This window comes from Brevibacillus nigriterrae (assembly GCF_049846925.1).
In the GTDB taxonomy this organism is placed as follows: Bacteria; Bacillota; Bacilli; order Brevibacillales; family Brevibacillaceae; genus Brevibacillus_H.
This window is the reverse complement of the sequence record NZ_JBNCMT010000007.1, coordinates 134,341-156,650: the sequence shown is the minus strand read 5'-3', so window position 1 is coordinate 156,650 and position 22,310 is coordinate 134,341. Positions and strand designations below refer to the sequence as shown.

Sequence of the window (22,310 nt, the reverse complement as noted above, 5' to 3'; positions counted from 1 at the left end):
GAGGGGATGTGAGGGGATGTGAGGGGATGTGAGGGGGCAAGTGGATGAAATCTTTTCTTACTGGGCTTACGCAAAAGGGGAAAATACAAAAACAGGGACACCATTTTGGCATCCCTGTTATTATTACATTTTAAATTATTCTTCGATTGTTGCCCATTTGTAGTCAACGAATCCAAGACCGTCCATGAATACACCTTTAACTTTTGGATTTTGTACCCAAGAGCTAGTGTAGAAGTAGATTGGAGCAACTGGCATTTCATCCATAAAGATTTTCTCAGCATCTGCAAGGATTTGTTTACGTTTCTCAGCATCTTTCTCAGACGCAGAAGCAGTCAACAACTCTTTGAACTTCGGATTTTCCCAGTTCGTATCGTTGTTTCCACCTTTTTTGTCTTTGAAGAGTTCCAAGAAGTTGATTGGATCGTTGAAGTCACCCAACCAGCCCATACGACCGATTTGGAAGTTTCCTTGGTGTAAATCTTCGATATAAACTTTCCACTCTTTGTTTTCGAGTTTCACGTCTACGCCGAGATTTTTCTTCCATTGGTCTTGGATTGCTTCTGCAATTTTCTTATGACCTTCAGAAGTGTTGAAGGAAAGTGTGATTGGTGGAACTTTATCCATGCCAAGCTCTTTCAAACCTTCAGCAAGAAGGGTTTTCGCAGTTTCTGCATCGTTATCTTTGAAGTAACCATCTGGTGCACCTACTGCCATGGATGGAGGAACTGCGCCCATCGCTGGTTTTTGGTTACCTTGCGTAATGTTGTCAATGATAGATTGACGATCGATCGCATAAGCAAATGCTTTACGAACTTTTACGTTGTTGAATGGTGGCTTCTCAGTATTGAACTTGTACCAGTAAGTACCAGCGGTTGTTTGAGTTTGCAATGTACCGTTTTCTTTGAGTGGTTTCATTGCATCTGTAGGGATATCGCTGAGTGGTTTACCAGCCCAGTCTAACTCGCCGTTGTCAAACATGGACAATTCTGTGTTCTCGTCTTCAACCATAGAGAATTCGATTTTGTCCAATTTAACATTGTCTTTATCCCAATAGTTGTCGTTTTTCACGAGAACCATTTTGGATTTGTGTTCCCAAGCTTCCATTTTGAAAGGACCGTTACCAACGTGAGTTTTCGCGTCAGTTGCCCATTTTGCATCTTTCTCAACTACTGCTTTGCTTACAGGGTAGTAAGTGTAGAATGCAGTCAACTCAAGGAAGAATGGTGTTGGGTTTTCAAGAGTAACTTGAAGAGTTTTGTCATCAATTGCTTTGATGCCTACGTCTTCCAACTTACCTTCACCTTTGTTGTACTTTTCAGCACCCTTGATGTAGTAGAGTTGGTATGCGTAGTTTGCTGCAGTTTTAGGATCAAGAACACGTTTCCAAGTAAATTCGAAGTCTTTCGCTGTAAGCGCTTCGCCGTTGCTCCATTTAGTATCCTTCAATGTGAAAGTATAAGTTTTCAAATCATCAGAAACATCTACTTTATCAGCAACAGAAGGAGCTACTTTACCATCTGGTTGTACACGAGTCAAACCGTCAAATGTTGCACGAGTTACCGCACCAGAAGTGGAGTCTTCCGCCAAACTAGGGTCTGCTGTAGGTGGTTCAGTGTGAAGATTCAGACGAAGAACTTTTGGTTTACCGCTATCTGCTGGTGTAGCAGTATTTCCATTTGTATTGTTAGAAGGAGCTGCGCTGTTACCACCGCAACCAGCTAGTGCTGCGCCAAGAACCAAGATAGAGCTCATCAGCATAAATACATTTTTCTTCATGCTAGTAAATCCCCCTTTTTTATAAATCTGTATCTAAATATACTTCTTTTCACAATTGTGTGAAATATATTTTGTTCATATTTAATTAAAATTTATAATCAAATTAAAAACTATAAATCTTTATAAAGTAGTTTATAAACAAAATAAAAAAGAGGCGCAATTTGCACCTCTTTATAAAAACATATAAACTATCCCCTACTCAATAGTAGCCCATTTCCAATCAACAAATCCCAATCCGTCTACCACAACACCTTTTACGTTATCAGCCTTCACCCAAGAATAGGTAGTGAAGTAGATTGGCACCACTGGCATTTCATCCATGATGACTTGCTCTGCCTCGGAAAGCAATTGTTTGCGTTTTTCAGGGTCAGTTTCCATTGCGGACTTGTTCAACAGTTCTTGATACTTTGGACTTTCCCAATTTGTATCGTTATTTCCACCTTTTTTATCCTTAAACAATTCCAGGAAGTTGATCGGATCGTTGAAGTCTGCATTCCAGCCCATACGTCCTACCTGATAGTTCCCTTGGTGCAACGCATCGATATACACTTTCCACTCTTGGTTGGAGAGTTTAACTTCTACCCCCAGGTTTTTCTTCCATTGGTCCTGGATTGCTTCTGCAATTTTTTTATGCTTTTCAGATGTATTAAACGTGAGAGAGATTGGCGGAAGCTCGGTGATGCCCATTTCCTTCATACCCTCTGCCAGCAATTTCTTGGCTGTCTCTACATCATTATCTTTAAAGTATCCATTCGGATTCAATGCCATGGTAGGGGGTACTGGACCCATTGCTGCCAATTCATTACCCATGGTGATGTTGTCTACGATGGACTGACGGTCGATCGCATAAGCAAATGCTTTACGGATTTTCACATTGTTGAATGGTGGCTTTTCTGTATTAAATTTGTACCAGTATGTGCTTGCTACTGGTTGTGTTACCATTTTTCCGGAATCCTTCAGTGCTGGAATGGCGTCTGTAGGAATATCACTTAGTGGTCTTCCTGCCCAATCGATCTCTCCATTGTCAAACATGGACAACTCTGTATTCTCATCGTCAACCATGGAGAAGTTGATTTTTTCCATTTTCACTGCATCTTTATCCCAGTAATTTTCGTTTTTCACAAGAACCATTTTGCTCTTATGTTCCCATGTTTCGAACTTGAACGGGCCATTACCTACATGTGTTTTTGCGTCAGTTGCCCATTTCGGATTCGCTGTTACCAGCTTTTGATTTACTGGATAATACGTGTAGAATGCAGTCAACTCAAGGAAGAATGGTGTCGGGTTCTCAAGAGTAACTTGAAGAGTTTTGTCATCAAGTGCTTTGATACCGACTGTATCAAGTGCTGCTTTCCCTTTGTTTGCCTGCTCTGCATTCTTGATGTAGTAAAGCTGGTACGCATAATTGGAAGCCGTTTTTGGATTGAGTACACGCTTCCACGCAAATTCGAAATCTTTGGCTGTCAGTGCTTCACCATTGCTCCATTTGGTATCACGGAGGTGGAAAGTGTAAGTCAGCATATCGTCTGATACATCAATTTTTTCTGCTACGGATTCATGTACTTTGCCATCTTCACCAAGGCGAGTTAAACCGTCGAATACCGCACGGATTACTGCACCTGAGATGTTGTCATCAGCAATGCCTGGGTCAGCCGTTGGCGGCTCGGAATGCAAGTTCAATCGTAATTCCTGTTTCTTGTTGGAATCCGATTTTTCTGCCGATTGACCATTGGAGGCAGTTTGATCATTGCTGCCACAGCCAGCTAACGCTGTACCCAGGACCAGGATGGAACTAATAAGGACAAAAATATTCTTTTTCATGTATGTGCTCCCCCTTTTCTATGAATCTGGGGAATACTATACTCTTATTTTTAGTTTAGCTGAATATTTCTGCCACTTTATTAATAATAGTTTATTATAACGTTATACTTACGAGAAATAATAAAATATTACTCCATCGTAGCCCATTTAAAATCCACATTGCCCAGCGGGTCCAGAAGAACGTCCTTCACTTTATCGCTCTTCACGTAGCTTTCAGTACGGAAGTAAATCGGCGTAATCAGCATCTCACCCATTAAAATCGCTTCCGCTTCTTTCAGCACTTCTTTTCGTTTTGCCGGATCTGTGATTTTAGCCGATTCATTCAAGAGCTCCTTGTATTTCGGACTTTCCCAATTCGTATCGTTATTTCCGCCTTTTTTATCCTTGAATATTTCAAGGAAGTTAATCGGATCGTTAAAGTCTCCCAACCAGGACATACGGCCAATCTGGTAATTTCCTTGATGCAAGTCTTCAATTTACACTTTCCACTCTTTGGCCTCCAGCTTGACTTCTACTCCCAGCGTCTTCCTCCATTGGTCCTGAATCGCTTCGGCAATTTTTCCGTTTTCGTCTTTGTTGTTATAAGAATAAGAGATTGGTGGAAGCTCTGTGATCCCCTCTTCTTTCATCCCCTCGGCAAGGAGCTGCTTTGCCATTTCTGCATCATTGTCTTTGAAGTATCCATCAGTTTGCAATGCCATGGTTGGTGGTACAAAGGCAGTCGCTGGAAGTTGTCCTTGCTGAAGCACAGCATCTGTGATTTCTTTGCGGTTGATTGCATTGGCAAAGGCTTTACGAATATTTTCATTGTTGAATGGTTTCTTTTCCATGTTCAGTTTCAAGTAGTACGTAGAGATGGTTACGTAGTTCTGGTACTTGCCTGATTCCTTGAGGGCCGCTACAGCATCGAGCGGAAGGCTGCTCATCGGTGCTCCTGCCCAATCCAGCTCATTGTTCTCAAACATCGACAGCTCAGTATTCTCATCCTCAATCATGGAGAATTCCATACGATCAAGCTTTACCACATCTTTATCCCAATAATTCTCGTTTTTCGTCAACACAATCTTGTTTTTATGTTCAGGAAGAACGGGGTAGGATTCTCTAATTCTACCTGGAGCGTCTTGTCATCCAGTGCTTTTACTCCGATTTGATCGAGCCAACTTCCCCTTTGTTTGCTTTTTCCCCATTTTTTATATAAAAGAGCTGATATGCGTAGTTGGAAGCCGTTTTGGCGTCAAGTGCACGCTTCCAAGCGAATTCAAAATCCTTTGCCGTTACAGGCTCACCATTGCTCCACTTGGAGTCACGCAGTGTAAAGGTATAGGTCTTGAGGTCTTCGGAAACCTTGACTTCTTCGGCAACCGATTTGATCGGCTTGGCGTCCTTGTATAACTATACTTTATTTTTGAATTTTCGGAAATGTCTTTTTGATTGATTTAACCAAATTTTATGAATCTTTAAAAATAAGCCTCTTCGTGCAAAAAAATAAAGCCCAACCGACACGTTTAGGTGCCGATTGGGCTTACTGATAATAAATTATTCTTTAATTTGACCTACGAACAACACAGAACCTTTGTATTTCTCATCGATGAACGCTTTTACTTCTGGAGAAGTGATCGCTTTCGCCAATTTTTTGATTGCATCGCTATCTTTGTTGTCTTCACGAGTAGCCAATACATTCACGTAAGGGTTGTTTTCGCCAGCTTCCAAGTAAATAGAATCTTTTGATGGGTTCAAACCTGCTTCCAATGCGAAGTTGGAGTTGATAACAGCAGCGTCTACTCCAGCATCATCCAAAGAACGTGGGAGCATCGCTGGTTCAAGCTCTACCAATTCAACTTTTTTCTCAGTGATGTCAGCCATCGTACCGTTCATGCCAACGCCATCTTTCAATTTCAAAAGACCAGCAGCTTGCAAGAGAGCAAGTACTCGGCCATGTTCACTTTGTGCGTTGGTTACAGCTACTTTAGCGCCTTGTGGAAGAGAAGCGAGATCTTTGAAAGCTTTCGCTTTGTTAGAGTAAACGCCCATTGGTTCGATATGAACGCCCGCAACGTAAGTAAGAGTCAAGCCTTTTTCTTTATTCGTATTTTCTAACCATGGGATGTGTTGGAAGTAGTTCGCATCCAACTCTTTCTCAGCCAATTGCGTGTTAGGCAATACATAATCTTGGAACAATACTACATCTAATTTTATGCCTTCTTTTTCCAAAGCAGGTTTTACTACTTCATTAAGAATTTCTGCGTGTGGTACTGCAGTTGCTCCCACTTTCAAAGTAACTTCTTGTGCTGCTGGAGCTTGTGCGTTGTCAGCTGGTTTTTGTTCAGCAGGTGCAGGTGCTTGACCGCACGCTGCCAAAGAAAGTGCCATTACACCAGCAATCAATGTTGAGAGTAGTTTCTTCATGATTTCTTTCCCCCTATTGTTTTTTTCTGTGAAAAACGTCTCGACGTTTTTCATAAAAGTAGATGCGACCGCTTGCGGTCAACAAAACGGTCATGGCCGTTTTGTTTTGGACTTCCATAGCAAAACAGACTGGAATTCCTTTATATGTTACCGGTGATCCAGCTTGCGGACGATTGCATCGCCAATCATCTGGGCACCTTGAACAATCACGATAAGCATCACAGTTGTTACAAATAAAATGTCCGGTTTAAAACCGTTAAATCCGTAGTTGTAGGCCATCGCACCCAATCCGCCAGCCCCTACGGCACCTGCCATTGCTGAGTAACCGACAAGTCCAACGGCAGTAACCGTGATGCCGGAGATAATCCCAGGTAGTGCTTCGGGAATGAGAATCTTGCGGATAATTTGCAGGTTGGTTGACCCCATGGACTGTGCCGCTTCAATTACTCCCCTGTTCACTTCACGAATCGACGTCTCCACCAACCGAGCGATAAACGGGGCTGAACCGACAACCAGACTGATAATCGCTGCATCTGGTCCGATCGAAGTACCAATCAACTTGCGTGAAAATGGAATCAGGATAATGATGAGTACGATATAAGGAATCGAGCGAAGAATGTTGATGATAAAGCCCAAAATCGAATTAAACGCAGGCAATGGCGTCAAATGACCACGGCTTGTTGTTACCAACAAAACTCCAAGCGGAATTCCGATCAATGAGGCAAAGAATAATGAAATAGAAACCATGTACAAGGTCTGTCCAATTGACTTTTCAATCAAATCCCAGAACTTGACTACATTCGGAAGGTAAGTTAGCACAAAATCGTTCATTAACTTACACCCCCTTGTGCTTCTTGTATCACATCAACCTTGACGCCTTGTTTTTTCAAATAGGCAATGGTTTTTGCTTCTGTGTCCACATCACCTGGAACCTGCACATACAAGGTTCCAAATGCTACATCCTTCAAGCGTTTAATCTGTCCTTGCAAAATATTGACTTCTACTCCCAGTTCCTTGACCAATCGGGTAACAACCGTCTGGCTGGCTGAATCCCCCAGGAACGTCAAACGCAGAACAGTCCCTTGTCCAAGACTGGAAAGGAAGTTATCATCAAGCTGGTCTGAACCAGCAACCTGGCTGATGAATTCACGAGTAGTGGTTGTTTTCGGATGTGAGAAGATATCCACGACATCTCCCATCTCGATCACCCGACCGCTTTCCATTACGGCTACTCGATCACAAATCTTTTCGATTACATGCATCTCATGTGTAATCAGTACAACCGTTAGCCCGAGCTTCTGATTAATTTCTTTAACTAGATCAAGAATGGAATCCGTTGTCTTCGGGTCCAATGCCGAGGTTGCTTCATCACAAAGCAGAACATCCGGTTGATTCGCCAAAGCACGAGCGATACCGACACGTTGTTTCTGCCCACCCGACAATTGAGATGGATAGGAATCTGCCTTGTCTTCCAATCCGACCAAAGCCAACAATTCCTTCACTCTGGCAGGATGCTCACTTTTCGGAATACCTGCTATCTCAAGGGGTAATGCCACATTCTCGGCAACTGTTCTTGACCAGAGCAAATTGAAATGTTGGAAGACCATTCCGATCTTACGTCTCGCCTTGCGCAGCTCACTTGCGGAAAGTTGGTTCAAGCTGGTGTTACCAACAACCACTTCCCCACTAGTCGGGGCTTCTAACAGGTTAATCATTCGTACCAGGGTAGATTTACCAGCACCGCTGTACCCAATAATGCCGAAGATCTCACCTTTTTTGATTGATAAATCAACCCCGTCCAAAGCTGTAAATGATCCAAATTTATTCTTAAAGATTTTGACAACTTGTGAAAGAGTAATCATCTACTCGTTCGTCCCTCCCTTCAACCTTGCTTTGTATACGTAACGGATTATGAAAACGCTATTATATCCGACAATTCATAAATTTCGAACTTATTCTTTACAATTCCCAGTGATTTACTAGGATTACAGGAAACAAGTATAACAATATATAAATTCATGCCCCCTGTCAATGATTAAAAATCAACTTAGTTCATTTTTTTATTATGCAATTTTTTCCACCCTAAATGAAAACGCTGCCTTTTTTTAATCAATCGAACCGGAGCGCAATAACTCAACTTTTACATCGTAGCTGATCTTTGCTTTCGCATAAATTCGTTGCCAGTCTTCACGTTTAACTTTTTCTCTGTGTGGGTGATTATGCTTGGCGAATGCATGATAATAGTCTCCAAATCCCATTGGATCAGCCTTCATCTGTTTAAGCTTGTGGGTAAGTTGTAACAACCCCTGTTCGATCTCTTTGCCAATCTCATCGGATAACACAGCCAACACCTTTTCATCTCCAAGGTTTACCTGTTTTGAGACTTCCAGAATACGAGCTTTAATCCCCACTTTCACCTTGAACTCAGGTGTTCCACGGCTTATCAGATTGATTCTCGAATAACTCGAAAGTGTATCCAGCACGACATCAACATTTTTTTCCCCATCTGCTGACTTTGGCGCCAGCTTCTTTGAAGGTATGGATGCTTGATAATCACCATCACGAAAACGATTAATAATTAATTTCATCAAAAACGCTTCTCGAGGTGAAATCCAGCCAACCATTTTGTCTTTCTGGAGAATCGCTACCCCTTTAATAATTGCCTCATCCCCTTTTAACGTAAATAAAGGTAGGGCTGGGTCACTTACTTCACTGTAATAGGATCGCAGGAATTCATGCATCGTTGATGAAGGGATCCTCTCTTCTCGTATGTTGTGATCCAGCATTTCAAACAGATAATTTCCAATGTTCCCCTCTTCTTTGAAAGGTTTGGTCAACAGGGAATAACAATCTTTTTCTACAATCCCCAGGTACAAACGGGTACCCACAGATGGGTCACGATAGAGAGAATCCACCATATGCATGATTCCCTTCCTTGCCAGTTCTTCATTATATAAAGAAATGCGCAACTGACCTGCAACGGGTTTCTTATCCATTTGCAAATCAAAAACATCTCGCACTCCTTTGCTTGTTCGATTCACACCTGATATGACCTGAATCTTTTCCTGTGCAAACGGATTGATTACGGGATAGACGACCGTCCCTCGTACCATGTCTTTTCCATAGAGGTCATAGCCAACCACGAACGACATCGCATTTTCATCCAGAATACGCTTGTTTGCACAACCAGAAATCTGAATGGTCGCCAGAAGCGCAACCAGACATACAGAAGTTTTGCAGAATCGTTTACCCTTCTGAACGGGAAGATACTTCATTCGATTGCCCATCCTTTCTTTTTTGCCAAGACTGCTTGATGACAACCAAGAAATACAAGAAGAACGGATACGCAAATGTAACGATCAGTGAGATTTTGGAAAAATAGGTATTGATCATATTAATTTCTTGTCTTGTATCTGCTAACAGGCAAGCCCCAAAAATAATCAACATGATTACAACCAACGTCTTTCTTTGATTCCAGCCAACCAATCGTTTGATTCCTCTGACTGTACTCCACATAAACAACATTAGATTCGGCATAATGACGAACAACCAGATCGATACGGCAATAAATTCGAAACGTTCGAGGAATGAAAAACGAACCATTTTTTCCATTGAAAGAGATGCCCAGATCGTTTTCATTAATTGATCATGACTGAAAAACACGAGGCTGACGAGCATTAGGATGAGATACAAGAGATTCGTGAAAGAAAGCGCTAGTTGTGAATGATACCCTATTCGTTCTTTATTCTGCACAAAGGGAAACAGTACATAAATGATTTCAAACCCACTCATCGTCAGTGCCATCGCCAAAGCGCCCGAAACCAGTTCCTTCAGACCCGATGAAAACATCGGAAAAAGGTAGATCCACTTGGCGTATTGCAATGGAAATATCATTCCGACCAACAACCAGATCGCTAACAACACGGTAATAAACGTATAACCTGCGATCACCCGAATCCCCCCGTTGACCGTGTAAAAAACCAAGAATAAAAAGACAAGGGCGAATGTCCAGGTAGACACCTCAGGGAAAAGCCACGTCTGCACAATTTCAATATAGGACCGCAAGACAATCAATGCGCTTAGCATGAAGTAAATGATAAAGACAAGACTGACTATACCGCCTAGCCGTTTGCCATACACGTCTGCATGAATGCCAAACAGGTCAGATGACGGATACCTTTGCAGTGTTTTGATCATCACCCACAACGTCAAGTGAGCAAGTAATCCTCCTATAATAACGGAAATCCATGCATCATGACCTGATTCTTTGACAATGTAACGCTGAAAGCCAAGAACCCCGACCCCAACCTGATTGGAGTGCAATAAAAACGCTATGAGATAGTTGGGGAGTGTTGCTGATGCTTTGGGATAAATGTTAATCGACATGAGCGGCCATCCTTACTGGGCATTTTTGAGAAAATGCCTTACTGGGCATTTTTTTTAAAAATGCCTTACTCATCAATATCCTGTTTTTTGAAAGCCTCATTCGGTGTGAATCTCATCTCGTCTTTCGTTCGCAAAAATACTGGTCTGTAAGAAAACCACTGAAGAGGCAGGCGAATGATACTGTCTTTTAGGTCGAGAATTCGCATCGGATACACCGGTTCCAAAAAAGGTCTGCCAAAGCTTGTCTGTAGTAGAAGATGGGAAATCAAAAAACTGAATCCAACGGCTATTCCAATACCTCCCCAAATCCCTGCCAAAAAAATCATCGGAAAACGAATGACTCGAATTGCAGATCCTAATACATAGCTGGGGGCGATAAAAGAAGAAAGTGCTCCCAACGCAACGATGATAATGAGGATATTACTGGTGAATCCAGCCTGAACAGCCGCCTGACCAATGACGATACCGCCTACGATACCGATTGTCTGTCCTACCTTCGTAGGAAGTCGGGCACCCGCTTCACGGAGCAATTCAATAATTCCCTCCAGCATCAATGCTTCCATTAATGGTGGAAATGGAACACGGGCTCGTGATTGGGAAAGCTGGATCAACATCTTCACGGGGATCATTTCATAGTGAAAGGTAAGAGTTGCCACGTAGGCCGGGGCAAGCAATAGACTCAAAACAATGGCGATCAGACGTAAAACCCGCAAGAACGTTGCAATGCTCCAACGAAAGTAAAAATCCTCCGCTGCCTGTAAAAACTGCATCAGGTTTGTTGGACCAGCAATGGCAAATGGACTCCCATCTACTAAAATCACAACCTGTCCATCAGTCAAACCTGCAACTACACGGTCAGGGCGCTGAGTTATTTGAAGCTGCGGAAAAATCGTATACGAATTATCTTCAATTAACTGTGCCAATGTATAGGCATCAATTACTCGATCAACCGTAATATCACAAATACGCTGTCTGGCAATCTGGACGTTTTGCTCATTGGCAATTTGATCTAAATACAGAATCGCAACATCTGTTTTGTCAATTTGCCCAACCTGCTGATTCTCGTAAATGAGCTGAGGGGTCGGCAGATATTTACGGATAATCGAGATATTCGTTGCCAGAGACTCAACAAAAGCAATTTGTGGCCCCAGTACATTGGCCTCTATTTCAGGTGGTGTAATACTTCGTTCCTTGGATGCATCGGCAGGAATCGATATCCCGTATTTCTCACCTTCGACATGGATAAAAATATCCCCATCAATCAATCGGCCGACAACTTCACCCTGCCTGCTGACTCTCTGCTCAACGGTTGCCCCCACGACAATTTCAACATCCATTATCGTTACTTGCGACAGATCGAGCCTTTTCAGCTTCGGGAGTAATTCTTTACGAATATACCCTTGGTCTGCCATGGTGCTTAAATAGTACAAGCGTATGCGGCCATTCAGTTCATCAACGTGTTCGATCTTTAAATCGGCGGTGTTTGCAAACCACTTTTCCAGCTCTTTTTTTTGATCCATGCATCCATCACCTACCGTCGAACAATCTGAAAGTTAGTTGTAGTATTCTCAATAAATGGGTTTCCATTCCTTACCTCGCAAAACACAAAACGGTCATGACCGTTTTTCACAGAAAAAAAACACGCCTACCAAAAAGTAGACGTGTTCGATCTGATTACATATTGGAGGTTGTTTTAGGCTCATCGTGCAAAGCATCCTGCACGTACTTCTGCACATCCTCAACGGACGGAATCAGAACAGAACCTCCCCGATTCGCATCGTGGAACGCTCCTGCCTGCGGAAGCTGGTGTCCTTCTGATGCTGTACTCTCCAGGCTTAACCCCAAGGCTGCCAGCTTCAACATATCCGTTGTATTCAAATTGGTCTGGATGTACGGTTGAATGGCTTGAAGGATAGATGGCAACTGCAATACAGTCTTACCGCTCTTCAACTGTTGAGAAAGTGCTGACAGCAATTTGCGTTGTCGTTCTGTTCGGGTGTAGTCAGAGGTGGCATCATGGCGAAATCTTGCGTATTGAAGCGCCTTGTCACCATCCAGTCTCTGCTGACCCTTTTTCAGATTAATATCATATTTTCCTTTGTCTGTTGGATCACGGTATCGCATATTTTTCTCTACGAAAATTTCGACTCCGCCCACCGCATCAATCAAACCCTTGAACCCTTCAAAGTCCGTAATCGCATAGTAGCTGACAGGCAAACCAGTGAACTGGCTCACTGTCTCCATCGCCAATTCCGGTCCTCCCTGACCCAGAGCAGCATTAATTCGTGATTTACCATAACCCGGTATCTCTACGTACGTATCACGCAAGATAGAAAAATGGGTGTACGTCTTGCTGGTTGGATCAATACTGACAAGCATCATGCTGTCTGAACGGGGCATTTCATTTGGCCGCAGCTCTCTCCTGTCAACACCCATGATGAGTATGTTGACCCGCTCCGTCCCTCCCCAGATCGGGATCTCTGGTTTGGATGCTTCAGGGTTATTTGCTGGATTAGTTGGCACAATTGACGGCGTTTGAACCTGGGTCGAAAAGGTCAGGAACGAATATCCGTAGTATAGAAGAATGGCCAGCATTGTGAACAAGATGCTTAACCAAAAGCTTTTTCGTCTGAGACTCATTATGAATTCCACCTTTATCATCTACGCATTAGCCTATCCACTAGTATACTGGATTGATCTGATTGATTGGAATGCGATTATTTCCAGAAGTAGAAGGGCATGGATGACTTGTGGAATTTAACGGGTAACCGTTCTTTGTTGCGTCCGGTGGCTCTTGTTGCTGTGAAGCACACTTCCGATTCCTGCGACAAAGGTTGGAATGCCTGCAGCAACCAGGATCAGTGCCCAATCACGCAAGGAAAGGTCGGTTGTTTTGAAAATCGGTTGGAAGAAGTCGATGTAGAGAACGCCTAAAACAAGAACTAACGATGACAAGACCGCCCAAATGAGATACGTGTTCTCAAATGGATTGCGATGAAAGACAGAGTGCTCGCTTCGGCAGTCAAACACATGAATCAGTTGTGCCATTACCAGTGTTGCAAAGGCTACCGTCTGTGCATGGGTCAAATCAGCAGGATTCTCGTTCAACGTGAGCCAGAAGGCACCCAAAGTCGTGATACCGATCAAAAAGCCTCTGCTGATGATTTTCCAACCAAGTCCTCTGCTAAATATGTTTTCGTTCTTTCTTCGTGGTTTTTGGTACATCGTATCAGATTCGGCAGGGTCTACCCCCAGGGCCATGGCTGGCAGCCCGTCTGTCACGAGGTTTACCCACAGAATTTGAATCGGAACAAGAGGCAGAGGAAGTCCACATAACATCGCAAACAGCATGACTAATATTTCTCCAACATTGGAAGCCAACAGATAACGAATGAATTTGCGAATGTTGTCATAAATATTGCGCCCTTCCTCTACAGCGTTGACGATCGTGGCAAAATTGTCGTCACGCAGGACAAGATCAGAAGCTTCCTTGGTTACGTCAGTCCCTGTAATCCCCATGGCAATCCCGATATCCGCAGATTTTATGGCTGGAGCGTCGTTCACACCGTCTCCTGTCATCGCAACCACATGACCATTGGACTGCAAGGCACGAATGATACGTAGTTTATGCTCAGGTGACACACGGGCAAATACGGATACTTTTTCAACAACCGCAGGCAACTGCTGATCGGAAAGCTGGTTCAGCTCTCTTCCCTCCAGCACTTCTTGCGAACCCCGAAGGAGTCCGATTTGTCGCCCGATCGCCTCTGCCGTTATCTTATGGTCGCCTGTAATCATGACAGTTTTAATGCCTGCTTGCCTGCATAAGTGAATGGCATCTCTCACTTCAACACGTGGCGGATCAATCATTCCGACCATCCCAACAAAGGTAAGACCCGACTCAACTGACAGAAGAGGCTGCCCCGCTCTATAGCTTTGGAGCTCCTTGTAGCCAAACCCCAGGACCCGCAGTGCCTGTCTGGCCATCTCCTCTGTTTGGTCAATGACTGCATTCCGAATTTTGGTTGTCAGCGGAATCACTTCACCGTTCCATAAAATATGTGTGCAACGGTGCAAGAGGGATTCAACTGCGCCTTTCGAAAGGAGCGTCAATTTTCCATTCGGTGAGCTTTCAATGACAGACATCATCTTCCGGTCAGAATCGAATGGCAATTCATCTATTCTTTGACCAGTGGCGATGATCGGGTTTTTGCCGTTAAAGTCGTACTTGCCCTTCTCTGCCAGAACGACGAGTGCACCCTCTGTCGGATCGCCAATAATTCGGTAGGACTGAACGGTATTGCTTAGCACAAGCATCTTCCGTTCTTTTTCTTCCTCCACAACCAGTTTCGCATTGTTGCACGCCTCAGCAATCCACAATAAATGACACAGATCTGTATCCTGTTTTAGTTTGACCGGCTTTTTTTGGTAGGAGATCTTGCCAGTCGGCTCATACCCAGCTCCACTTACCTCCAACATCTGATCGTGCACCCAGATGTGTGTCACCGTCATTTTATTTTGGGTAAGCGTACCCGTCTTGTCAGAACAAATCACGGAAGCACAACCAAGTGTCTCAACCGAAGGCAGTTTTCGCACGAGCGCATTGCGTTTGATCATTCTCTGTACTCCGAGAGCAAGAGCAATTGTCACAATGGCCGGCAGCCCCTCTGGAATCGCTGCTACTGCCAGACTGACACCTGCGAGGAACATCGTCATCAACTCTTGCCCGTGCCACACACCTGCACCGATAACAAGGACTGTCAAGAAAAGGGCGATTACAACCAACGTCTTGCCCATTTGCTCCAGACGGTGTTGGAGTGGTGTCATGGAAGACTCCGCTTCATTCATCAAATGAGCAATTTTTCCGATTTCGGTTTCCATCCCTGTTTTGATGACAATCCCTTTGCCCGTCCCACCCGTAACGAGCGTTCCCATGAAGCCCAGATTTTTTTGATCGCCCAATGGGATTTGCTCTCTATTCCCTCGAGAATCGATGATTTCACTGGTCTTGAACACAGGAACCGACTCTCCCGTCAAAGCAGATTCCTCAATTTCCAATCGGTTCGAATTGAGTATTCGAATATCCGCAGGTACACGGTCACCTGCTTCCAGAGCAACGATATCGCCTGGTACGATTTTGGACGCAGGAATAACGTCCAGTTTTCCATTCCGAATGACGCGGGCCATAGGAGAAGCCAGATCCTTGAGTGCCTGCAGCGAACGCTCTGCCCTTGCCTCTTGAATAAATCCGAGTACTGCATTGATAAAGATGATTGCAATAATCGTGATGGCATCAAGCGTTTCACCCAGAAAAAATGAAATGATCGTCGCTACCACTAGGATTAGAACCATGAAATCCTTGAACTGACCGAAAAACACCTCGAGTAATGACTGTTGCTTCTTTTCCGAAAGTTGATTTATCCCGTACTGTCCCAGACGCTTCTCTGCTTCGTGGGAATCAATCCCGATATCCTTGTCGCTTGATAGAATCTCTACCGTTTCCTTTTGAGAAATCAGGTACCATGACTTCGCTGGTTTGGTTATCACTTCGATCTCCTCCAACATTAATCTCTTTTTCATGTGTATGCGAACAAGCTCTCAACTATGTAGAAAACTCGTCCCGTTGGAGGGAAAACAAAAAACTCCAACCCTCTGCTAAGAGAAGTTGGAGTGAAGAAGTTATGTATGAGACTTTGCAAAAGGCAGCTCCGGCAGGTTATACCACTCACCAGACATCCATTCTCCCGCTTTCCAGCGAAGAATATCAGCCCGAACCAAGTGGATGATCTCCTGAAAAAATTGCAACCGTTCAATATCATTCATCGGCACAAATCGTTCTACTGCTTCGAGATCGGCTTCGAGTTCACTCATTTTGCTCACACCCAAAATCGCCGTCGAGACAGGCAAGCTCCACGTATAGCGAAGTGCCTTCTCTTGCCACGGGGCCAGTTTCCCCAACGCCATCACCTTCATGCCGATGACGGCAACCCCCTTCTCAACAGCCAGCGGAACAAATTCATGGGCAAAGCTGTAGATGAAGTGATCCAATGCCGACAAAGCAACCAACGCACTGTCAAACGGGAAGCGACGAATCGCCTCGCTTAACAGACGGGGGTCCGTATGTCCGCTGATGCTAATCTTTCGTATCAATCCCTGTTCTTTCGCTTCCAATAATGCTTCGAGTGCTCCACCTTTGGCAAAAATACTTTCCAAATCGTGCGGCTGCATGATGTTATGCATCCGCCACTCATCTACATAATCGGTTTGGAGGCGTTTCAGGGAACCTTCCAGGTCACGCAGAGCCAGGTCTCTCGTTCTGCCGCCTGTCTTGGTCGCAATCCACACTTTGTCACGCAATCCTTTGAGCCCCAGCCCTACTCGAGTCTCTGATTGTCCATCACTATAACTGGGTGCCGTGTCAAAATAATTGACTCCTTTCTCAACGGCTCGTTTGATGATTTCGATTGCCTGATCTTCTGTACAATCGTGATCATCTACGATTCGCTGAGCGCCGAAACCGAGAAGAGATATTTGGGCCTGATCTCTTCCAAACGGTCTTGTAATCATCACTATCATCCTTTCCTGCCAAAACCTGTCCCATGCAACTGTAAAAGAAAAAGAACGCCTATTTACTAGACGTTCCCTGATACATCCAAAATTACTCGCAGTATTTATCGTAAGCTGTCGTCAAGAAAGAGGAAATCGTTTGTAGGTCATAGTTTTCAATTTGATGACGCTCAACCATTGCTACCAGCTTGCCATCTTTCAACAGAGCAAAAGACGGAGAAGATGGTGGATATCCATCGAAGTATTCACGAGCTTTTGCAGTTGCTTCTTTGTCTTGTCCTGCAAATACGGTATAGAGTTTGTCTGGTTTTTTGTCGTGGTTCAAAGAGTGCGCAACGGCAGGACGAGCTAATCCAGCCGCACAACCGCAAACAGAGTTAACCACTACAAGAGCAGTGCCCTTCATGTCGTTGAAGGCTTGCTCTACCTCTTCTGCATTGCGAAGCTCTGTAAAACCAACACGAGTCAATTCAGTACGCATCGGTTGGATCACTTGTGCCATGTATTGTTCATAAGACATCATAATAGTTCTCTCCTTCTGATCGATGATTATCTCTATTATACCCTTAATTAGAGGAATGGAGAAGAAAAGCGACAAACCGAATGTGTTTGCCGCTTACGAATCTGCTAATTGAAAGGTTACTGTTTGTCCATCAATCGTAAATTGAAAGTCTACTTCTCTATCTTCTAGCTGTAAGGAGACAGCCTCCAGAATTTCAGTTAGTTCGGTTACTGAGTCGGCTTGGTACACATACTCTCTGTTTCGAAGCAGTTGGCCCATACATAAAATGAGCCGATCATCGTACTTCGTGATTGTCACCGGACATACCCCCCAAAGGAAATATATTACAATCCATTAGGAGAGTCAACGAAATAATCTATACTTCCATTAAAATTGTCAGAATCATCGGGTTACGGCCTGTTTTCTCGAAAATATAAGGCTTCAACACCTGATTGATCTGCGATTTTAATTCCGACCACTCTTTGACCTTCTTGGCAAGTGCGTCAGACAATGTCTTCTTCACCAGTTCTGTCGCTTCTGTAATCAGCGACTCTGAGCCTCGCACATATACGAATCCACGACTGACAATGTCAGGTCCGGTGAGAATTTTGAAATTCTTCATATCGATGCTGACAACTACAACCATCAGGCCATCTTCTGCCAGGTGTTTGCGGTCACGAAGCACGATATTGCCTACATCACCAATTCCACTGCCGTCAATTAACACGACACCCGCCGGCACTTTGCCCATCGCAACGGACTCTCTTGTACAGCGAAGCACGTCACCATTATCCATGACAAAGATATCCTTTTCCTCAATGCCCACCTGCATCGCAAGTTTGCCGTGCGTTTTGAGCATGCGATACTCCCCGTGAATCGGCACAAAGTAGCGTGGTCGGATAAAGTTGAGCATCAGCTTCAATTCTTCTGAACTGCCATGACCGGAAGCGTGGATGTCAAAAACAGAACCGTGCACAACATTGGCACCCGCCCGGAACAATTTATCGATCGTTCTGCTTACATTCACGGTATTCCCGGGAATTGGGGAAGCAGAGATAATGACCGTATCTTGCGGATAAATCTGAACTGCCTTGTGAGAACCTGCTGCAATCCGAGTCAACGCTGCCATCGGCTCTCCCTGACTGCCTGTACAGATAATAAACACCTGATTATCCGCATAATTGTCGATGGTCTTGATATCGATCAGCATACCTTCTGGCATCTGGATATAACCAAGCTCTTGCCCGATCATGAACGCTTTTTCCATACTGCGTCCAATAACGGCAATTTTGCGATTGGTCTCCATCGCTGCATCGACTACCTGTTGCAGACGGTGTACGTTGGACGCAAAGGTAGCAAGGATGATGCGGCCCTTTGCCTTCTCAACTACATCCATAATCCCTTCACCAACAGATCGCTCCGACATGGTATAGCCGGGACGTTCACTGTTTGTACTGTCAGACAGGAGCACCAGTACGTCACCTTGCCCCAGCTTGGCTAATTTGGCAAAATCAGAGGACGGTCCAACAGGTGTCATGTCAAATTTGAAATCGCCTGTGTGTACAACAGTACCTTCTGGCGTTTCTACTGCAATTCCAAACGAATCGGGAATACTGTGATTCATCCGGAAAAAGGATACTTTCAGGTTTTTGAATGTAAATTCGCTGTCATCTGAGATAGGGACAAGCTCAACGTCATTTTGCAAACGATGCTCTTCCAGTTTGGACTTTACCAGTCCCAGAGTCAGTCTGCCCCCGTAAATTTTGGGCCTGATCTGCTTCACTACATACGGCAAAGCGCCGATATGATCTTCATGCCCGTGAGTCAAAAACAACCCTTTGATTCGATCCTGATTCTCTACCAGGTACTGAATATCAGGAATAACCAGATCAATCCCGAACATTTCGTTCTCCGGGAATTTCACTCCTGCATCAATGACGATAATTTCATCTTCATATTCGACACAGTACATATTTTTACCGATTTCGCCTAACCCACCGAGGGCAAATATTTTTACTTCACTCAAGGATACTCCTCCTGCACAAATAATTAATGAAAAAATAATATTACTGGATCACTGAAGAACGTTATGATGTTGGTACGATTACTCCACGGGAGGGTTACTCATATATGGAAGCATTTGACCGCACCTGGGACCAGCTCACATCAAGTGAACGCCGGGCCCGATTAATCGAGATCAGCAAGGTTTTCCTTACCTTGGGAACAATCGCATTTGGCGGGCCGGCAGCCCATATTGCGATGATGAGTAAAGAAATTGTGGAGAAACGCAAATGGATTTCTCGTCAAAGGTTCCTTGACCTGCTTGGCTCTGTAAACCTGATTCCTGGCCCGAATTCTACTGAGCTGGCCATTCACCTTGGATTCCACCGAGGGCGTTGGGCAGGGCTTGTGCTTGCTGGCAGTTGTTTTATTCTTCCTGCTATGCTAATTGTTCTTATTCTCGCTTTTCTTTACGTGAAATATGAACACATGCCTCAATTATCTTGGTTGCTTTATGGAATCAAGCCAGTTATATTGGCGATTGTTTTGCAAGCACTATGGAATTTGGGGTTATCAGCCATTCGCACAAAAACCTCGATTGCAATCGTACTTGCGGTGATAATACTCACGATGGCTGGTTTTCACGAGCTCGTTCTCCTGGTACTTGCAGGTTCAATCTCTATGATAATCGGCAACTGGCAAAAGGTAAAAAACAATACTCACACACTATCAGCCCCATTACTGGCTTTTTCCCTTGGATCTGCTATAGAACCGAAGATTGCTGGGGCGACGTCACAATTATTTTGGATATTTTTAAAGATCGGTTCGATTCTCTACGGAAGCGGCTATGTATTACTTGCCTTTTTACAAAAAGACTTTGTGGATCGCTTAGGTGTTCTCTCTTCCCAACAATTACTTGATGCCGTCGCTATCGGTCAATTTACTCCAGGACCTGTTTTTACAACGGCAACATTCATCGGATACTTGATCTCAGGTGTCCCAGGGGCACTCATGGGAACTTTGGGTATCTTCCTGCCCTCATTCGTATTCGTAGCCGTGCTTACCTTCTGGATGGATAAATTGCGGACGAACCCGTGGGTTGCATCGTTCATCGATGGTGTTACGGTTGCCTCATTAGCTTTGATGGCTATGGTCAGCCTCAAGTTGGGAGTCGCTGCAGTCATCGACATCCCAACAGCCATTCTGCTGATCTGTGGACTCGTCACAGTCTTTCGTTTCAAGCTTAATTCAGCATGGCTCGTCCTTGCGGGTGGGCTGATCGGGCTTGGGCGTTATCTATGGATTACTCTTTAGCTAACCGCTCCATATCATCAATAATTTCATTGATATCCATACCTGCTCCCATTCCATACATTTTACGGATATTTTTATCCTTATCCACGAGGAATGTTTTCATTGTATGGATGTACATACCATCCGGTTGTTTCTCATAACCGATGCCAAACTGACTTGCCACCTGAGCAATTGCCGCTTCCTCTCCACGCAGGAAATACCAACCGCCGAGATCCGCATGGAATGCACTGGCATAGCGTTGAAGAACCTCAGGTGTGTCTGTTTGGGGATCAAATGTAATGGTAATGAATGCTGTTTCCGAACCAAAAATCCCCTTTTTCTTCAATTCCTCCTGTACCTTTTCCATGATTTCCGAAGTGGCAGGACAAACATCCGGGCATTTCGTATAAATAAAAGAAACGAGACGTACCTTGCCGTCCAATTCATTAAACTGAACGGGCTTCCTGTCGAGATTCTCCAGGGTAAAGTTTTCAACATGCTTGATAAACGGCAGTCGGGTTGAGCCCCACCAGAACTGATAGGCCAGAATAGCTGCAATGGATGCGATGAGAACAGAGGCTGTCGTTACAAACCAATACTTGCGCCAAAAACTGATCGATGGACCTGCTTGGTTTTCGGATGTCACACTCATTCACTCCTTACTCTATATCTCCTACTCTTTTACTTGAAAGGAATAGGAAAACAGTTTTTTCTCTCCCGATGGTGAACCATACTCCAGCTCAACCTTCCAGGCTCCCGTCATCATGATATGCGGTCCTTCGCCTAACCATTTCCCGTCAGCTTGAGGCTTCAATTCTTCTTCACTTTTCCCATGTTCCATACCTTCCATCGAAAAGTGCAGGGTTGCTTTACCCTCTCGAATTGGCTGTTCATCAGGAGATGTAATACTCACAACAAACTGATTCGGCCCCACTTGCCCAGGCGTAATCACAAGCTCGGCTACGGTATCACCGGACTTGGACTCCATTTGCATTGGCACGGGACCTTCTTGTGCTTTTTGACCACAGCCGGCAGTCCATAACAAGATTAGCAACAATAACAACGAAACTGCGAGAGAAGGTATTCTCTTCATCATTTATGTCACTCACTTTCTAATTAGAGAAAAACCGTTCTCTCTCTCAAGGAAAGAACGGTCTTCGGTATTATTCTGTCGCTACTTTGCCCGGCCAAGCCAACATTCCGCCAGCCATATTCTCCGCTTGAAAACCGTGTTGCAGGGCGAATTGTGTTGCGTTCCAGCTACGCACTCCACTTCGACAGACCATCACAATCGGTGTCTCTTTATCCAGTTCGTCCAGTCGGTGAGGAAGTGTACCTAATGCAATATGCTTTGCTTCTGGAATATGACCGTCGTTCCACTCATGCAGTTCTCTCACGTCGATGATTTGGATTTTATCTCCGTTTTCCAATCGCTTCAGCACTTGTTCTGGCATAACTTCTCTTACATGATTGTCCATGATTCCAAAAATCCTCCTGTTAGTCACTCTTGCAGACGAATCTTCCTACTGTTTCCATCTATTGTACCATATAAAAGGAA

18 protein-coding genes and 1 pseudogene are annotated in these 22,310 nt (G+C 44.3%); 1 reads left to right on the top strand and 18 read right to left on the bottom strand.

Annotated elements, in window-relative coordinates; genetic code table 11:
• Positions 1–135: 135 nt before the first annotated feature.
• The 15 genes and pseudogenes from ACPW7N_RS07545 to rnjA all read right to left on the bottom strand — a co-directional run bounded on the left by ACPW7N_RS07545 (position 136) and on the right by rnjA (position 19,484).
• Entirely contained in the window at positions 136–1,776 is a 1,641-nt protein-coding gene (locus ACPW7N_RS07545) for a peptide ABC transporter substrate-binding protein (protein ID WP_425650427.1), read from the bottom strand.
• Positions 1,777–1,971: 195 nt separating this feature from the next.
• Positions 1,972–3,597, bottom strand: coding sequence for a peptide ABC transporter substrate-binding protein (locus ACPW7N_RS07540; RefSeq protein ID WP_425650426.1), 1,626 nt, complete (start codon positions 3,595–3,597; stop codon positions 1,972–1,974).
• A 128-nt stretch (positions 3,598–3,725) separates the two neighbouring features.
• Positions 3,726–4,983, bottom strand: a pseudogene (locus ACPW7N_RS07535) (peptide ABC transporter substrate-binding protein); the annotation flags it as partial.
• Positions 4,984–5,133: 150 nt separating this feature from the next.
• Positions 5,134–6,003, bottom strand: coding sequence for a MetQ/NlpA family ABC transporter substrate-binding protein (locus ACPW7N_RS07530; protein WP_425650425.1), 870 nt, complete (start codon positions 6,001–6,003; stop codon positions 5,134–5,136).
• Between the two features lie 147 nt (positions 6,004–6,150).
• Positions 6,151–6,834: a methionine ABC transporter permease gene (locus tag ACPW7N_RS07525; protein ID WP_425650424.1), complete on the bottom strand. Its 684-nt coding sequence runs from the start codon at positions 6,832–6,834 to the stop codon at positions 6,151–6,153.
• The gene (locus ACPW7N_RS07520) at positions 6,834–7,865 is read right to left on the bottom strand and encodes a methionine ABC transporter ATP-binding protein (RefSeq protein ID WP_425650423.1); all 1,032 of its coding nucleotides are present in this window, start codon (positions 7,863–7,865) and stop codon (positions 6,834–6,836) included. Before ACPW7N_RS07520 ends, ACPW7N_RS07525 begins: the two co-directional genes overlap by 1 nt.
• 243 nt (positions 7,866–8,108) lie before the next feature.
• Positions 8,109–9,278, bottom strand: coding sequence for a Ger(x)C family spore germination protein (locus ACPW7N_RS07515; RefSeq protein ID WP_425650422.1), 1,170 nt, complete (start codon positions 9,276–9,278; stop codon positions 8,109–8,111).
• The gene (locus ACPW7N_RS07510) at positions 9,250–10,389 is read right to left on the bottom strand and encodes a GerAB/ArcD/ProY family transporter (RefSeq protein WP_425650421.1); all 1,140 of its coding nucleotides are present in this window, start codon (positions 10,387–10,389) and stop codon (positions 9,250–9,252) included. The genes ACPW7N_RS07515 and ACPW7N_RS07510 overlap by 29 nt, the downstream gene beginning before the upstream one ends.
• Before the next feature lie 65 nt (positions 10,390–10,454).
• Positions 10,455–11,909, bottom strand: coding sequence for a spore germination protein (locus ACPW7N_RS07505; protein WP_425650420.1), 1,455 nt, complete (start codon positions 11,907–11,909; stop codon positions 10,455–10,457).
• A gap of 154 nt (positions 11,910–12,063) precedes the next feature.
• Positions 12,064–13,029: an LCP family protein gene (locus ACPW7N_RS07500; RefSeq protein WP_425650419.1), complete on the bottom strand. Its 966-nt coding sequence runs from the start codon at positions 13,027–13,029 to the stop codon at positions 12,064–12,066.
• Between the two features lie 117 nt (positions 13,030–13,146).
• Positions 13,147–15,936, bottom strand: coding sequence for a calcium-translocating P-type ATPase, SERCA-type (locus ACPW7N_RS07495; RefSeq protein ID WP_425650418.1), 2,790 nt, complete (start codon positions 15,934–15,936; stop codon positions 13,147–13,149).
• A gap of 132 nt (positions 15,937–16,068) precedes the next feature.
• The gene (locus tag ACPW7N_RS07490; protein ID WP_425650417.1) at positions 16,069–16,956 is read right to left on the bottom strand and encodes an aldo/keto reductase; all 888 of its coding nucleotides are present in this window, start codon (positions 16,954–16,956) and stop codon (positions 16,069–16,071) included.
• Positions 16,957–17,047: 91 nt separating this feature from the next.
• Positions 17,048–17,479 (bottom strand): BrxA/BrxB family bacilliredoxin, encoded by a 432-nt coding sequence (locus tag ACPW7N_RS07485; protein ID WP_425650416.1) that lies wholly within the window; start codon positions 17,477–17,479, stop codon positions 17,048–17,050.
• 93 nt (positions 17,480–17,572) lie between these two features.
• Complete coding sequence (locus tag ACPW7N_RS07480; RefSeq protein WP_425650415.1) at positions 17,573–17,776, bottom strand: hypothetical protein; 204 nt, start codon at positions 17,774–17,776, stop codon at positions 17,573–17,575.
• A 58-nt stretch (positions 17,777–17,834) separates the two neighbouring features.
• Entirely contained in the window at positions 17,835–19,484 is a 1,650-nt protein-coding gene (rnjA, locus tag ACPW7N_RS07475) for a ribonuclease J1 (RefSeq protein WP_425650414.1), read from the bottom strand.
• A 104-nt stretch (positions 19,485–19,588) separates the two neighbouring features.
• Between rnjA and chrA the strand changes: the two genes are divergently transcribed.
• Positions 19,589–20,773 (top strand): chromate efflux transporter, encoded by a 1,185-nt coding sequence (chrA, locus tag ACPW7N_RS07470; RefSeq protein ID WP_425650413.1) that lies wholly within the window; start codon positions 19,589–19,591, stop codon positions 20,771–20,773.
• Here the strand turns inward: chrA and ACPW7N_RS07465 are convergent.
• The 3 genes from ACPW7N_RS07465 to ACPW7N_RS07455 all read right to left on the bottom strand — a co-directional run bounded on the left by ACPW7N_RS07465 (position 20,763) and on the right by ACPW7N_RS07455 (position 22,230).
• Positions 20,763–21,398: an SCO family protein gene (locus tag ACPW7N_RS07465; RefSeq protein ID WP_425650412.1), complete on the bottom strand. Its 636-nt coding sequence runs from the start codon at positions 21,396–21,398 to the stop codon at positions 20,763–20,765. The two genes, chrA and ACPW7N_RS07465, sit on opposite strands and share 11 nt — an antisense overlap.
• 27 nt (positions 21,399–21,425) lie before the next feature.
• Positions 21,426–21,848: a FixH family protein gene (locus ACPW7N_RS07460; protein WP_425650411.1), complete on the bottom strand. Its 423-nt coding sequence runs from the start codon at positions 21,846–21,848 to the stop codon at positions 21,426–21,428.
• A gap of 67 nt (positions 21,849–21,915) precedes the next feature.
• The gene (locus ACPW7N_RS07455) at positions 21,916–22,230 is read right to left on the bottom strand and encodes a rhodanese-like domain-containing protein (protein WP_425650410.1); all 315 of its coding nucleotides are present in this window, start codon (positions 22,228–22,230) and stop codon (positions 21,916–21,918) included.
• Positions 22,231–22,310 lie beyond the last annotated feature (80 nt).

Coding starts and splice junctions, on each gene's coding strand:
- ACPW7N_RS07545 (WP_425650427.1), bottom strand. CDS start 1,776: ATGAAGAAAAATGTATTTATGCTGATGAGCTCTATCTTGGTTCTTGGC.
- ACPW7N_RS07540 (WP_425650426.1), bottom strand. CDS start 3,597: ATGAAAAAGAATATTTTTGTCCTTATTAGTTCCATCCTGGTCCTGGGT.
- ACPW7N_RS07530 (WP_425650425.1), bottom strand. CDS start 6,003: ATGAAGAAACTACTCTCAACATTGATTGCTGGTGTAATGGCACTTTCT.
- ACPW7N_RS07525 (WP_425650424.1), bottom strand. CDS start 6,834: ATGAACGATTTTGTGCTAACTTACCTTCCGAATGTAGTCAAGTTCTGG.
- ACPW7N_RS07520 (WP_425650423.1), bottom strand. CDS start 7,865: ATGATTACTCTTTCACAAGTTGTCAAAATCTTTAAGAATAAATTTGGA.
- ACPW7N_RS07515 (WP_425650422.1), bottom strand. CDS start 9,278: ATGAAGTATCTTCCCGTTCAGAAGGGTAAACGATTCTGCAAAACTTCT.
- ACPW7N_RS07510 (WP_425650421.1), bottom strand. CDS start 10,389: ATGTCGATTAACATTTATCCCAAAGCATCAGCAACACTCCCCAACTAT.
- ACPW7N_RS07505 (WP_425650420.1), bottom strand. CDS start 11,909: ATGGATCAAAAAAAAGAGCTGGAAAAGTGGTTTGCAAACACCGCCGAT.
- ACPW7N_RS07500 (WP_425650419.1), bottom strand. CDS start 13,029: ATGAGTCTCAGACGAAAAAGCTTTTGGTTAAGCATCTTGTTCACAATG.
- ACPW7N_RS07490 (WP_425650417.1), bottom strand. CDS start 16,956: ATGATTACAAGACCGTTTGGAAGAGATCAGGCCCAAATATCTCTTCTC.
- ACPW7N_RS07485 (WP_425650416.1), bottom strand. CDS start 17,479: ATGATGTCTTATGAACAATACATGGCACAAGTGATCCAACCGATGCGT.
- chrA (WP_425650413.1), top strand. CDS start 19,589: ATGGAAGCATTTGACCGCACCTGGGACCAGCTCACATCAAGTGAACGC.
- ACPW7N_RS07460 (WP_425650411.1), bottom strand. CDS start 21,848: ATGATGAAGAGAATACCTTCTCTCGCAGTTTCGTTGTTATTGTTGCTA.
- ACPW7N_RS07455 (WP_425650410.1), bottom strand. CDS start 22,230: ATGGACAATCATGTAAGAGAAGTTATGCCAGAACAAGTGCTGAAGCGA.